Below are 14,035 nucleotides of genomic sequence, written 5' to 3'. Positions count from 1 at the left end.
TTCTGATCCCACAAGTAGCGGCAGAGAATACGCAGGCCATTACCACTTTTCTCTGCCTGGGAACCGTCTGTGTTGTAGATCCGTACCGACAACCGTTCACCTTCTTTGATCACCGGCACCAGTATGCCGTCGCTGCCCAACCCGCGGTGTCGGTCGCAAATACGTGAAATCATCGGTTTGGAGCAATCAAACGGTACGCAGTCCCGGTATACAAGGTAGTCATTTCCAGCCGCATGGTATTTATAAAACTGCATTAGCTAAGGCACCAGAATGATCAGAGAAGTGAGGGTGAGACATTGACGACCAATGCGCGTACTGAAGCATTAAAGATCTCCCCGCGCAAAGTTGCCCGGGGTCAGTCGAGGGCGCATGGCACAAAGGCTGCTACCCGCCAGCACGCAGGCGATCAGTGAGAAGCACAAACCCTGGGGGCCCGCGAGCGATAGTATGAATCCACACCACGCCGGGCTGACTGCCGCCCCCAAGCTCGCCAGATTGTGTGCGGCGAAATAACTGCCTTTGAGGGGCGGCGGGCTGATCGAGTCAATGTAGAGATACTCCGCTGGCTGAATCAGCAGCTCGCCAAGGGTGAAAACTAGCATGGACAGACACCAGGCAGTAAGTTGCTCGGAAACCGAAAAACCGAGCAATCCGATAGAAAACAACAGGGCGCCCATCATGACCCGACTGTTCAAAGTTTCGAGCGTGATGTAACGGCTGACGAGGCGTTGCAATGCAATGACCGTGATGGCGTTGGTCAGCAACAACCAGGACAGCATCTCCATACCTTGGTTGGCAGGGTACTGATACAGCAACCACAGGGACAGGAAGAACGTGAAGCGACCGTGAACGACGGTGTTAAAGAATGACCCCAAGGTATAGAGAACCAGATTTCGATCGTTGCCCAAGACTTTCAGGGCGTCCGCCAATGAGGGCGCCCCTGTCTTCAGCGAGGTGCGAGGTTGGCCCTGACTTGCGCCCAGGCACATCATCACCACCATCGCTGCCCCGCAGGCACCCGCTGCCACCAAAAGCGCCAGGGTAAGTGAGACTTCCGCCAACCGGACCCCGAGCACAGGGCCGATCGCGAATGCCACGTTGGTCAGGATGTAGCGGTAGGAGAACGCCGAGACGCGTTGCTTCACGCTCACGAAATCGGCCAGCAGCGCTTTAAGACCAATGCCGAAGAGTGCGGCGGCGAACTCCATGAACACCAGTAGCAGGCTGACGAGCAGAATGATCTGGGCAAAGGGCAGCAGGCCTAAAGCCAGCGTCATGAGCAACAATGTGATAGTGGCAAGGTGCAATCGCGCGAAACGGTCGAATAGCAGCCCTGCCGGCAATGACATCAGCGTTGCCAGCAGCATTGAAATGCCCAGCAGCGCCCCTGTCTGCCAGCTGTTCAGGCCAAAGCGGGTGGTCAGCAGAAGAACCATCAGCGGGCTGGCTATTCCCTTGCTTGCATCGTGCAGCAGGGAACCCAGCAGGAGCGAGTGCAAGGGCGAGTGTGGCCGTGACCACGAAAGAATGGACATGGGCTGCATCAAGCTCCTGTGGACGTTGGCCTCGCCTGCCGGCGATCGGCGCACAGTGGCTGGAGCGAGGCCAGTGTGAGTGCGTGAAGATTGGCAAAGTTGGCCGGGTCGAAGACGATGCCGAACTCATTCTGAAGATGTGTAATCAATACAATTATCCCCATCGAGTTGATTCCCTGCGCGAGGAGCGTGGCTTCTGGGTCCAAAGGGGCGGGCAGATCAGGAAACAACCTGCTCAACAGCTCGGTAAGTTCGGCACGGCTAATCAGGCTGGTGCTCACGGCAGGCTCCTCTGATTCATCAATGTTGCCGCCAAGGCCCGGCGGTCAACCTTACCGCTCTGATTCAACGGAAACGCTTCGACCTGAGAGAAACGCGAGGGAGTTGTCGCCTGACCGATCCGTCTGGCACATGACGTTGTAATTGCCTGGATGTCCAAGGGCATATGAGCGATCAGGAACGCGTGCAGCTCATCACTCACCTTACCCTTGCGCTTGACCACGATGGCATCGCGCACCCCTGGGCAGTTGCGCAAGGCGAGTTCGATTTCTTCGAGCTCGATGCGAACGCCATTGATCTTCACCTGGTTATCTCTGCGTCCGAGGAAAACGATATCGCCGGTCGGCAGGGCACGCGCCACGTCACCGCTGAGATAGAATCTCACCTCGCCGGCACCCTCGACCTGCAACCTGCGAAAGCGCTGCTCGGTCAGCGGCGCATTGTTCAGATAACCATCGCCCACACATATACCGCCGATGATCAGCTCGCCTGCTTCCCCCGTCGGGACGGGTTGCAGGTCTTCGTCGACGATGCACACATGTGTTCCTGCAATGGGTTTGCCTATGGGGATGACATCGCTGGCGTAACCGCGTGGCGGATTGAAGACCAAGGTGCCAATGGTGGCCTCGGTCGGTCCATAACCGTTGTAGATACGGCAGTTCGGCAAGCGCTGATGAAGCGCACTGATCAACTCAACTCCCCAAGGTTCTCCGCAGCAAACGATATGCCTGAGGTGCTGGCAGGCATTGATTGCCGGGCTGGCGAGAAGATGCTGCAGGTGGCTGGGTACCATGATGAGCATGGTGACACCGTGCTCAGCGATGCAGGCCGACAGGTAATTGGGAAAGTTGACTCGGTTGTGGTCAGGCACGAACACGGCGCCGGCGGAAAAAAAAGGCAGCACGGCCTCCTGGATCGAGGGGTCGAACGAGGCCTGGGTTTTCAGGGCCGTGACATCTTCGCTGCCGAGCGCGTAATAGTCTTGCGCCCACTGCAATCGGTTGAAAAAGCCTTTGCGGGTAATGCTCACGCCCTTGGGCACGCCGGTCGAGCCTGAGGTGAAGATCAGGTAGGCAGTCGCTTCGGGTGAAGGCTCCGGGAACAGGTCGAAGGCAGCACCGACGGGCTTGCCCGAAAACAGAGACGAGAGCGTACAGGTTGGTATTGCGTCATCAGGCTTTTGCTCGTCCGTGATCATGAGGGCCGGCCGGGCCTGTTCGCAGATCGCCCGCTTGCGCTCAGGCGGCAGAGCTGCGGCGATTGGCAAGTAGACCAGGCCAGCGAGCAGTAACCCCAGGACAACGACGGGATAGCGCAGTTGCACTGTCGCATTCACCGCAACCACATCCCCGCTGCGCACGCCGAGTTCATGCAGCCGAGCGTGCAGTGTGAGCAGTTCGATCCTTAGTTCGCTGTAGGTCAAGCGCTGGTCCTCGTCGAATGCCGCTGCATTCGATGGGTAGCGGTGGATGATACGCTCGATGTATTCGACCAGCGAGAAGTGCACGGGGTAGGCAGGCCCTCCCGTGATCGTCAGTAATGCCTGGTTCATGCTGCGCTCCTTGCTGTGTGGCGTACGAGACTGATTCCCTGATGAAGATCCGCATAGCCGATCAGAAGGTAGTGCTCGTCGGCCGCTATTTGCCGCTGCGAAAGCTCGGCGAGCGCCATCAGGTAATCGCTGGCGAAGCAGTGAGCCATTTGCGTCGCAGCGCCCGCGAACCGTTGCGGGGCTGAAAGGCCGAGGCGGTTCATCAGCATGTTGACAACCGGCAGGTAGAAGTTGGGCAGTACGACTTTGGCGATGTCTGATCGCTGCAGCCCGTAGCGGCCGAGCAAGCGCGTGACCTGAGTGTCCAGGGACGCGAGATCGCCGCGGAAGAATGCGCCTGGGTCGGATGCTCTGCCGAAGCTGCAGGCGGTATCGACCAGGGTTAGCGATGAGCTTTCGCCGCTGCTCAGGATCATCCCGCCTGCCGCATCGCTGAACATGCAGTTGCGATCGAAACGATGCGCCTCACTGACGGACGTGTCGGCGGTGACCAGCAGTACGTTTTTGCACTTGCCTGAGCCTATCAAGGCATCGGCCAGGTGCAGTCCGTTGAACAGGCTGTTGCAGCCACTGAGCGTCAGCCCCGTGACCGGCACGGACCCGAGGCCGCAGTTATGCATCAGGGTGTCGAGGCGGTCGTTGCCTTGCAGGAAACCCATGGAGAATCGACTGCTGCAAACCATCAGGTGATCAATACATTGTGCTGACCCCGAGTTGGCCAATATCCGCCTGATCAAGTGCTCGGCCAGCTGGAAGGCATCACCCTGCGTCCGGCCGAGTCGGTGCCAACCCATCAGCTGCGGTGCATCAGGAAGGCCATATTCGCGTCGCTTGCGCTCGAAGTCCTCCACCTCGAAATAGGGAAACTGCTGCTCGCCGAGTACACTGTCGACATTGCGAAGAGAGACAGTCATGCCGATACCCTCTCGGCAAGGCTGAACTGTACATTGGACAGTTGCTGACGCAAACGGTTGAACACGGTTTCGGCTTCGCCGCAGAACGCCACGGAAAAGCGTACCTGATGACGCCCGGCCACCTGATAGGGAATCGTCAGGATACCCAGCTCAGTGGCCAGGTATTGCGAAAAGTCCCTGGCAGTGGCGAATGTCCTGCCGTTGCTCACAGCCGCAGGACATCGCACGTAAACAAAGAATGTGCCGTCAGCGTTTAACACCTCCAGGCCATGTGCCTGGAGAATATCGACCATTACCGCACGTCGCTGAGCTATGCACTGGCAAAGGCGTTCGGCGAAGCCCCGGTCGTCGAGAATGCAGGTCACGGCATCGAGTAAAATACGCGGCTGCCCACTTTCATGCAGCAGGCTGAGCTTGCCAAGCGCTTCGATGATTGCGGGTGCGGCAAGGATAAAGCCAAGGCGCCAGCCGGGAATCTGCAATGACTTGGAAAACGAGTGCACTTCAATGCAATGGCTCGAGGCGCCCTCGGAGTAGAGGAACCGTCCACGGGGGCGCTCGGCCGGTAGCAGATCAGAATAGGCGGCATCGTTGATCAGCAGAATGTCGTGGTCCCTGCAGATTGCCAGCAGCCGATCGCATTCCTGTTGAGAAGCCACTTTGCCCGTCGGGTTGTTGGGGTAGTTGACGATCAGCAACTTGGCACGGGCGAGGACCTCGGGTGATAACTGATGCAGATCCGGAAGGAAATCGTTTTCCTCCAGCAATGGCAGATGTACCACGGTCGCACCCATGCGCCGGGCAATGGTAGAAAAGATCGGGTAGGCCGGCGTCGTGGCGAGAATGACATCCCCTGTATCTATCAGGGCCAGGCATAACAGGTTGAGCGCCGACTTGGCGCCGCTGGTGGGTAGAACAGCCAGTGCAGGCGGCGCGTCCATGCCTTGGGTGGCATGGCGCAGGCAGGCGGCCTCGTACGCCGAATGATGATAGACATAGCCATGCAGCTCACGCCGCGTGGCCAGTGAGCTCAGCGCCTGGGACAGTTCGTCGGCCGGGGGGATGAAGGCATCTGCCACGCCGAAGTCCAGCAGTGGTTGTCCCGCTGTGGAGGACTTCAGCGTGCGGACCCACTTGAAAAAGTCATCGCTGTCCGGGGCCAGACTGGTCTCGCGAAAGAAAGTGTTGAAGACAGTCGCTTGCATGGTCGCGCTCGCTCGAAGGGTCAATAGTGCTCATCGTTGAAGTTGGTCAGGTGTGCAGTGCCTGAGAACCCCCCGTGATGGCTGTAACCGCGCACATGGCGCAGGCTGCGATGCTGCATGTCGTAGACGTAGATGAGTTCATTGGATACCAGCAACACGTAGCGGCCGTTATCGGAAGTCTCTATCCAGAGAGGCATGTGACCCAACAGGGTGCAGAAGTGCAGCCCCTGAGTCGCGATGGACTCATGTGCGAAGAGTTGCTCGTCCCTGATGCACTGCAGCGAAGACTCCCTGACGATGTGGAACCGGTTGGGGTAGGCGCTGAGCACGATGTAGTGTTCGCCCTGATAACTGAACAACTTATGGGATGTCAGGCGATACAACGCCTCAGGTTGATAGTGGTCTCCCAGGCTGAGCACGCCCTCCCGAACAGTGCCTGCTTGCAACGTCGCCTCACCGTGCAATATCAATTTGCCGTGGGCTTTGGATAGGTTGTGACAGGACAGGTAGAACCGCGCAGGGTCGCTGCGTGAGAACTCGATATGCCCGGGAGTGCCCGCAGGAACGATCTGTGCGCAGGACTGCCCGGTCGACTTGTCCACTAGGTAGATTCGGTTAGCCTGCAGGCCTCCCGCCTGATAGGCCTGCCACTGCGCTGGGTTGGCAAAAGGGTCCCCTTCTGGAGAAGGCGGACGGACATTGGCGGCCAGGCAGAATTCAGTCAGTACCAGATAACGTGGGTCCGGGCTCTGCTTGACTTCGTGCAGTGCTTCAAGGGTACGCAGCGAAGCCAGCTTGCGTGGGCTTTTCCAGCCTGTATCCAGCGCGTACAGCTCGCTATCCAACTCCTGCGGCCCCTTGCCATAGGCCCGCAAGCGCTGCTGCATATCCGTCATCGTGTACAGGTATTCGCCTGTGTCGCGATCAAGTGAGTTTTGTGCGGACATCATGCGCGGTATGAAATCATTGTGTTCCGATACATGGCCGACGTGGTGCTGGGAAAAATCGATTTCTCGCGCATAGCTACAGTTGTGCATGCCAACTACAACGCGGCCGTCACTCAGTTCGAGTGCTTCATGCGGTTGTACGAAACAATAGGCGACAGCCTTGCTGGAGCCACAGGCGTAAGGGTACTGGTCCGGGGCGAGGTGCTTTTCTATGTATCCGGACAATGCCGAAACATAGCTATCGACCTGTACGGCGCAGCTCTTGATCAACTTTTGGGCAAAGTCGATGAGGTAGTAGCACTCTCGATTTTCCCAGAGGCCACCGATGAAGATGCGGCCGGTCAAGTCCTCCGGCAGATGCCAGTGGGAGGGAAAGGGTTTTTCGTCGAATTGAGCGCTGTCAGTGATCGGCATGATGCTTACTCCGGCATAACGGCAACAGCTTCGATTTCCACCAGCAACTCGGTTCGGCAGACATCGGCTTGGACGAACGTCGCCACCGCTCGTTCCGGGAGAAGCGCTGCGCATACCGCGCGCACCACCGTGATGTCTTCACGGCGTTTGATGTACACCGTGTAGCTGACAATGCTTTCAAGCCCTGATGTCGCGGGATAGCAGTCGTAATCCGAGAGCAGCCTGGCGCTGAGCAAGTTGTTTATGTTTTCAAGTGTCTGTCTGGTTTGCTGCTCGATATTCCCGACATGGACGCTCTTTGCACCGATGATACTGGCCGTTCCAGACACGAACACCATCGCCTGTGCGTCGCCGAGGATTGCTACCGCCCGGGAGAACAAGGGCGCGATCAGGCTCTCCTCTTTAGGGTACTGGAACGCGCTCGTCTGGCGTCGGTTCTCCAGTGCGACCACTCGCATGCCCGAGCGAATCTTGCACGAGAGCATCCCGAGCGTGAGTGAAGAGCCGTGCGTACCTATCCCGGTACTTGCCGGAAATGGCGAGCACAGTGCCCCCATACCGATCGAGACTTCTCGGAAAGCATCCTGTCGGGCCGCATTGACCCGTTGATAGCGGGTTTCATCGTGAGGACCTTGAGTGATGCCGCCAATGTAGATCCAGGTGCGGAGCAGGTCATCCGGCATGTGCCCCTGGGCATGAGCGGATTCCAGGCCGTCGTAGAATTGTCGGCTGAATGCCGGGGAAACTTGCGTATCGTCGAGCGCATGCGCGTTGCTGGCCGAGAACAGCCATTGTAACGCCGCGGGCGAGCCGATCACGGCTGGTGCATCGGCAATGGCAGCTGTGTCTACCAGCCAGGCACTGATTTGAACTTGCCCCGAGAAAGGCGGCTGAACGACTACCTCAGCCCGTGAAAGCAGTGCCTGGAAATCCTTCGTCAGTTGCTCCAGAACGGTGCCGATCTGTTTCTGGTTGCTCACTGCCACGACAAGACGCAGCACGCTAAGTGGTGCCTGTTCGTTGCTGGATGGCGGCAATGATTGCGACAGGCAGTCGCTGAATGTGTCAGGCGTACACGTGGCACTGATGAATTGATGACGAGAGCCGGCGAAGGGCAACGCAAATGCGTTGCCCCCGGAGGGAATGCTGTTAGCCATTGATGATCTTCCTTTCACTGACGGGAGGGCGCGCAATCGATTCGGGGGCCAGAGCGTTACGGAATTCGGTTAAACGCCTTGCCACGAGTGGTTTGCGAGCGCACGCGGTTGTGTCCGAATGCGTCTTCCCCGCCAACGATGACGGTGCCGTATTGTTCAAGGCTCACCGTTCGGCCGAACTCGGTCAGGGTGTCTGCATCCGGGTAGACCCTCACGGAGGTGGGCACGTAGCGCGAAACGTAGCCCAGGCGCGGCGTGGTCGTCTCTCCCAGATGAGGAAGCGAACCATGGAGGAGGGTGGACCAGAAAATGATGAATTCACCCTTCTTCATGGTGAAGTAGATGGCCTTCGATTCATCTGGCGCCCAGTCCGGGTCTACCTGCAAATCGCGATAGTCATAGCCATAGAAGCCGCGCGCCACGCCATTCTTGACCAGCCCGTGCTTGTCCTGGGAGTAGGCGGCCGCCTTTGATTCGTCGTAGAACCGCGCGTGCTGAGTGCCGGGGATGATGCCCATCGGCCCCATGTCCAGCGTTACGTCCGAGAGCGCCGTCCAGACCGTGACCGTTCCCCCTTGCAACGACCCTTCGGGCCAGCGCAATGCGTCCTTGCCCCCGTTGAGGCCGGCGAACGTGTCGCCCTGGTGCCAGTCAGTCCCTTCATCGCCTGGGTACTTGGGGAAGAACTCGGAGCGCCAACAGGCCACATCACGCCCGAGCAGTTGTTGCAGCTTCGAGATGATGGCGGGATGGCAAACATGATCTGCGAGCTCATCGATGTCCAGGTGGCGGTCGTAGCTGGAGATCGGATCCTTGGTGGATTCGGCTTTACCGAACACCGACTGGGAGTGATCGAACGTCTTCAGCCGCGCGCGTCGCCAGATGTCTTCGATCTCGCTCTGGGAGTAGGCTGGAAACGGCCCTAGATAGCCCTCTTTTTGAAAGAACGCCACTTGTTCGTCAGTGAGTGGCTGATGAAGATCATTCGTCATTACGGTTGCTCCTTAACCGATGTTCTCAAGCGTGATTTTCCGGCTCAATGTTGCAGCCAAGGCCGTTATCGAAGCCCCTTCGGTGAGGACGTCGAGGCTGGCGGAGAGATTGAAGCGCTTATTGAGTTCATCAATAAGAATCGCTATCTGCAAAGAGTTGATGCCCTGCTCGAACAAGTCGGCATGTGGGTCGAATACCGAGGTGTCGACCAGATCAGCTAGTATCTTCTCGATCGCATGGATGATCGTCATTGGATAAAGGACTCCCAGTCAGGCTGTCAGATGTTTACCGCAGCAATTTTAATGTCCGTATTGAATGCGCCTTCGACGAACGCGCGGGCCAAATCATCGATCAGCCAATGGATGAGTGAACAACCCGCCTCGGTGAACACCAGCCACTCTGCATCATCGATAGCCAGGCCCATGGCGACCCAGGTATCGAGCAGTTGTTCTACGGCGGGACGCGTTACTCCACTCTCAGCCAGCAGGTGGGCTCTCTTCACACGGCTGAATACCCGGATGTAGCGCATGAACTTGACCATGAATCGTTCTTTGTCATCGAACAGCGAACCACTGGCCAACGGTAATCGGCCGCTTCGCACACGCTCCATCCAGCCATTGAGTGATTCATGGTTTTGCACCCAATGGCTGGCGGCTGTGGAAAAGGCCCCCATGCCCAGGCCGAAATAGGGAACGACTGTACTCCAGCGTTCGATCATCGTTTCCCATGAAGTGATGGCTTCTGTCTTCCTGGCTTTAACGAACCACCCCAAGGGGCTTTCCTGGTAGCCGCATGCTTCGAGGTAGGTTTTGCCAAGGAAGTACATTTCCCTGGCCTTGTATTCGGAGACCGTTGCCCAAGGTTGCTGGCGGGCCAGTTGATAACTCTTGGTGCCGGCAAATAGTTCGTTGCGATAGAAGGTGATGGAGGGCACATCCAGATTCACCAGGTCTTTCAGAGTCAGAAACACCGACTCAAGTGATTGCCCGGGCATCCCATATAAGACGTCGGTATTAACCAGATCGAAATGCTCCAGTGTGGTGGCCACCCGCTCCAGAAGTTTTTCTCGCGGCAGGATCCGCCCTTCCCGTTGCCGCAATGCCGTATCGGTGGATTGCACGCCCAGGCTGATGCGATTGACGCGAGCGCGGAGCAGTTTCAGTTTCGATGTGGTCAGCGTTGCCGGGCTCGCCTCCAGCGTGATCACCGGATTGTCGGCAAGTCGACTGCGTTGCAAGGCGCCATCGACGAAAGCCGCGAGCAGGTCGTTGTCGAGAATGGAGGGCGTTCCACCTCCGAAGTAGAGACTTCCCGCGGGTACCGAAGCTAGCCCGGCATTGTTGTAGATATCCAGTTCCTTGAGGATGACCTCGATGTATTCGCGTTTCTCTTCCACGCGTGGGCTACGCGAGTAGGCAAGGTCGCAGAATGAGCAGGTTTGAATGCACCACGGCACGCCAAGATAAAGCGCCGTATTTTTGGCAACGGCCAGTTCCTGGACGATGGCCTGCTGCGCCTGTAGGGGTGACAACGGCGCGCTGATGCTGCGGCTTGCCATGTGACGCAAGTTATCGAAGCGATGTGTGAAGGCCGTGCGATCAACCCAGAAGTGGGCGGGTACGTCTTGATAACGATGGTTCATTCGCGTCATGGCCGCATTCAGAACATCATTGAAATTCGAGTTGTCAGCCATAGCGCGCACGCGACCTCCATTGTGAATTATTTCAACCCAAAGTCCCTGGGCATTGTTCGGCAAAGAGTGCCGGCGGCGGGGATACTCAATGATCTTTTAGGCAGCTGTCAATCTATATCAAAAATGTATTGCCTGTGAAAAAGTTGATATTAATAAGTGGTGCGCGGTAATGGTTTTACGTATTTTTAAAAGGTGGATTGGTTCGGTTTTATATGCGGCGTGGTTGATGTTCCTTGCAGTAAGTATTTGAAGGGCATAAGTGTCGCGCCTACGCTGAAGGTGCGAGCCAGGGCGATACTTGCAAGAAAACCTCAATAGAATGATTATCCTGCAGCCTGACGCTCAGTGCTGATATACGAGCAGGTGTTCCTCGGCCTGTTGTTCGTGGCGTGGGCCAGGATTGCTGGCAGCGTAGGGTCCCATCTGGGTGGGCCGCTGCTTCACCACTTGCACGGGCATGGCGCAACGTGCGATCAGCCGGGTACGATGGGGCAGTTGTGAGTCAGCTGTCGTGGGTAGGCGGCGATGGACCCGCAGTGGGAAGGGGCAGGGTTATTGGGTCATAGTGATTTGCGTTATTCAGGGAGTGAAGATGCAACTAAAATTTCGGCACATAGAGATATTCAAGGCGATCATGATCACTGGAACGGTCACCGGCGCTGCGCAGTTACTTGAGACGTCCCAGCCAACGATAAGCCGAGAGCTCTCCAACTTTGAAAGCAGTATCGGAATGATGCTGTTCGAACGCCACAAGGGACGCCTCAAGCCCACGGCTCAAGGGATGGCTTTGCATTCCGAGATTCTCAAGGCCTATGACGGTCTGGCACGAGTGAGTGCCGCCGCGAAAATCATAAAACTTGGACTGCGCGAGAAGGTCAGCGTCCTCAGCCTGCCTGTCCTGTCACAAACGATCTTGCCGGCCAGCCTGGCGCGGTTCATGGAGATCTACCCTGATATCAACCTCAGCCTCTCGACTCACGACTCGCCCGATATCGAACCGCTGATATCCAGCCAAGCGTACGACATCGGTTTGATCGAGGGCGTGAGTGCCCCGATGGGGACCACCACTGAACACTTGACGGATGTGGATGAAGTCTGTGTTCTTCCACCGGGCCATCCACTGTCAGCGTTTACCCACATCGACCCTCGGCAGTTAAGCCAATACCCCTTCATTCACTTGGCACCGAATGACCCTTATCGACACCAGCTGGACAGTGTATTCGCGCAGTTAGGCGTTTCGCGCAGCAGTATCATTGAAGTGGATAATGCTGCCACTATCTGTCAGATGGTGCTGAGCGGTATCGGCGTATCGATCATTAATCCGCTCGTGGCCAATACCTATGCCAGTCAGGGCCTCACCATCCGGCGCCTCACGGTCTCGGTGCCTTTCAGTATCAGCCTGGTTCGCCCGCTTCAGCGTGGGGCCTCGTTAGTTGTCGACCATCTTGTGGAATGCATACGCAGTACCTCGCACGCGCTATGTATGCAATACCGCTCGGATATACGTCTGGCTGAATCCGTATAGGTGAAGGCGACCGTTTTTTGCGACGCTGTGTTATGTGCACGGGGGTGATATCAAATGATGCGTGTTTCATTCGAAACGGATATGCATTGACAGTTTTTTTTGCTAGGGATTATGTTCTGTAACTGTCCTGCCTTGATCCAGTCTGCGGGCATCCGCAGCAGCGTCTTATCGCTGCTGCTTCAATTCATAAAAGGGAATTATATGAAAACCATCTACATGGTCGGTGCGGGCCACATGGGCGGGGCAATCCTGCTGGGGTTGAAAGCGTATTTCAAAAGTGCCACCGACTTGCGTGTGATTGAAATTGATACGCAGCGGTCGAACGATTGGCGTGCGAAGGGATTTGAGACGTCTTCACGGATTCAAACACTGCAACCTCAGGATTGTGTGGTGCTCGCCGTGCCACCGCAGCAGTTCGAAAACATGCTCGCGGCAAATCCGGTGCTTTGTCGCCACCGTGGGCCGGTCGTTTCGGTGATGGCGGGCATCACACATGCCACGCTGGTTCGCCTGCTAGGGCATGACGCCGTCGTGCGAGCCATACCCAATACGCCCTCGGAAGTCGCCCAAGGCGTCACGATGTATTACGCACCCTCGGATGCCGATGCGGCGCTGATCGACAGTGCTCGGCAGATTTTCGACGTGATCGGGCTCTCGCTGAGGGTCAATGACGAAAGGCAAATCGACACTGGAACGGCTTTGGCCGGCGGTGGGCCTGCATTGGTCGCGCACTTTGCCGATGCGCTTCAGGACTACGGGCTTCACATGGGGCTGGACAGCGAGCAGGCCGCGGTCGTCGCCCTGCAGCTACTCAGTGGCACAGCAGCGTTGATCCAGGCGAGCGGTAAGCCGGCAAGCCAGATCTGCCAGGAGGTGCAAACGGCCGGAGGCACTACCGAACGCGCTATCCGTGCCTTGGACGCAGCTGGCTTCAAAGGGCTGGTAAATGCGGCACTGGATGCGGCAGCCAGGCGTTCTGCAGAGTTGGGTCAGTGATTCCGGGAGGATGAGGCATGACAACTATGACCGCGCCCGGAAGTGTTCACACTGACCTGGCGGCCTATAACCTGTACTTCGGCATGGGGCAGCGGATTACGTTGATCGACAACCCGAAGGTGTTCAGGGTGAGCCCTGCCGGAGAAGCGTTCGGGTCACTGATTGCTAGGCGTTTCGGGGGGCGTGACAGAGATGCCCGTTTTCTTGACGTGGGGACGGGGAGTGGTGTGCACGCCTTACTGCTGCGACATTTCTGTTGACGCGGTTCAAGCGGCCCGTGCCAATGAGCTGGTCAACCTGGGCGAATCCTGTATCGAATTCGTACAGGGAGATCTGTTCGACGCAATGCCTGCGGCAGAGGACGGATACGATGTGATCCTATTCAATCCGCCAGGGTGGCAGACGCCCTCGGATGGCTTCCTCGATGCACTACAGCGCATCGAGGCTGCCCAAGGGCTGTCGCTGGAAGCGATGTTCTATGGCGAGCGGACCTTGCGCAGGTTTTTCGAACGGGTGCCGAGCTACCTGAAGCCCGGAGGCAAGCTGATCATCGGGCTGAATTCGTTGGTCGGCATTGCCGGTGTCATGCGTGACCTCTATGACATGCATGAGGCGCGTTTCAAGATCGATTGGTCATTGCTCGAGCGCCATGAGATCCCCTTGGTGCTATATACCGAGCAATGGCGTGCTCTGCAGGGGTTGTTGCATGAGGAGATTGAACGTTGGACCCGCCAGGGCCGCGCGCACTGCCGTTTTGACGACGCCGGCGTGCTGCACTGGTCCTACGAGATCATCGAGTTCTCATTCACGCCGTTAGCCGAGTGA

Annotated in this window: 13 protein-coding genes and 1 pseudogene; 3 read left to right on the top strand and 11 right to left on the bottom strand. The window is 57.4% G+C overall.

The features are described 5' to 3' along the window. From ACF8O8_RS08435 to ACF8O8_RS08385, 11 genes and pseudogenes are all read right to left on the bottom strand, one after another. A pseudogene (locus tag ACF8O8_RS08435) lies at positions 1–254 on the bottom strand (diaminopimelate epimerase); the annotation flags it as partial. A gap of 69 nt (positions 255–323) precedes the next feature. Further along, a complete protein-coding gene (locus tag ACF8O8_RS08430) occupies positions 324–1,535 on the bottom strand; it encodes an MFS transporter (RefSeq protein WP_392509510.1) in 1,212 nt (403 codons plus the stop codon). Positions 1,536–1,543: 8 nt separating this feature from the next. After that, positions 1,544–1,816 carry an acyl carrier protein gene (locus ACF8O8_RS08425; RefSeq protein ID WP_350298045.1) on the bottom strand — a complete coding sequence of 91 codons (273 nt, stop codon included), beginning with the start codon at positions 1,814–1,816 and terminating at the stop codon, positions 1,544–1,546. Further along, positions 1,813–3,366: an amino acid adenylation domain-containing protein gene (locus tag ACF8O8_RS08420; protein ID WP_010954618.1), complete on the bottom strand. Its 1,554-nt coding sequence runs from the start codon at positions 3,364–3,366 to the stop codon at positions 1,813–1,815. Before ACF8O8_RS08420 ends, ACF8O8_RS08425 begins: the two co-directional genes overlap by 4 nt. Further along, entirely contained in the window at positions 3,363–4,280 is a 918-nt protein-coding gene (locus ACF8O8_RS08415) for a hypothetical protein (protein ID WP_010954617.1), read from the bottom strand. The genes ACF8O8_RS08420 and ACF8O8_RS08415 overlap by 4 nt, the downstream gene beginning before the upstream one ends. Further along, the gene (locus tag ACF8O8_RS08410) at positions 4,277–5,485 is read right to left on the bottom strand and encodes an aminotransferase class I/II-fold pyridoxal phosphate-dependent enzyme (protein ID WP_010954616.1); all 1,209 of its coding nucleotides are present in this window, start codon (positions 5,483–5,485) and stop codon (positions 4,277–4,279) included. Before ACF8O8_RS08410 ends, ACF8O8_RS08415 begins: the two co-directional genes overlap by 4 nt. A gap of 20 nt (positions 5,486–5,505) precedes the next feature. Then, positions 5,506–6,846 carry a hypothetical protein gene (locus ACF8O8_RS08405; RefSeq protein WP_010954615.1) on the bottom strand — a complete coding sequence of 447 codons (1,341 nt, stop codon included), beginning with the start codon at positions 6,844–6,846 and terminating at the stop codon, positions 5,506–5,508. A 5-nt stretch (positions 6,847–6,851) separates the two neighbouring features. After that, entirely contained in the window at positions 6,852–8,003 is a 1,152-nt protein-coding gene (locus ACF8O8_RS08400) for a Rid family hydrolase (RefSeq protein WP_392509509.1), read from the bottom strand. Between the two features lie 56 nt (positions 8,004–8,059). Further along, positions 8,060–8,995 (bottom strand): chlorinating enzyme, encoded by a 936-nt coding sequence (locus ACF8O8_RS08395; protein ID WP_010954613.1) that lies wholly within the window; start codon positions 8,993–8,995, stop codon positions 8,060–8,062. A 12-nt stretch (positions 8,996–9,007) separates the two neighbouring features. Then, positions 9,008–9,247 (bottom strand): acyl carrier protein, encoded by a 240-nt coding sequence (locus ACF8O8_RS08390; protein ID WP_010954612.1) that lies wholly within the window; start codon positions 9,245–9,247, stop codon positions 9,008–9,010. A 26-nt stretch (positions 9,248–9,273) separates the two neighbouring features. Continuing rightward, positions 9,274–10,689, bottom strand: coding sequence for a coproporphyrinogen-III oxidase family protein (locus ACF8O8_RS08385; RefSeq protein ID WP_010954611.1), 1,416 nt, complete (start codon positions 10,687–10,689; stop codon positions 9,274–9,276). 592 nt (positions 10,690–11,281) lie between these two features. On the opposite strand from ACF8O8_RS08385, the gene ACF8O8_RS08380 reads away from it, so the two are divergent. The 3 genes from ACF8O8_RS08380 (at position 11,282) to ACF8O8_RS08370 (ending at position 14,035) form a co-directional block, all read left to right on the top strand. Then, positions 11,282–12,214 carry a LysR family transcriptional regulator gene (locus ACF8O8_RS08380; protein WP_010954609.1) on the top strand — a complete coding sequence of 311 codons (933 nt, stop codon included), beginning with the start codon at positions 11,282–11,284 and terminating at the stop codon, positions 12,212–12,214. A 201-nt stretch (positions 12,215–12,415) separates the two neighbouring features. Continuing rightward, positions 12,416–13,210 carry a pyrroline-5-carboxylate reductase gene (locus ACF8O8_RS08375; RefSeq protein ID WP_010954608.1) on the top strand — a complete coding sequence of 265 codons (795 nt, stop codon included), beginning with the start codon at positions 12,416–12,418 and terminating at the stop codon, positions 13,208–13,210. Between the two features lie 192 nt (positions 13,211–13,402). Beyond that, complete coding sequence (locus tag ACF8O8_RS08370; RefSeq protein WP_392509508.1) at positions 13,403–14,035, top strand: methyltransferase; 633 nt, start codon at positions 13,403–13,405, stop codon at positions 14,033–14,035.

It is taken from the genome of Pseudomonas sp. TYF_14, assembly GCF_043105275.1.
Lineage (GTDB): Bacteria > Pseudomonadota > Gammaproteobacteria > Pseudomonadales > Pseudomonadaceae > Aquipseudomonas > Aquipseudomonas alloputida.
The sequence above is the reverse complement of the archived record's forward strand: the minus strand, read 5'-3'. Positions and strand labels throughout refer to the sequence as shown.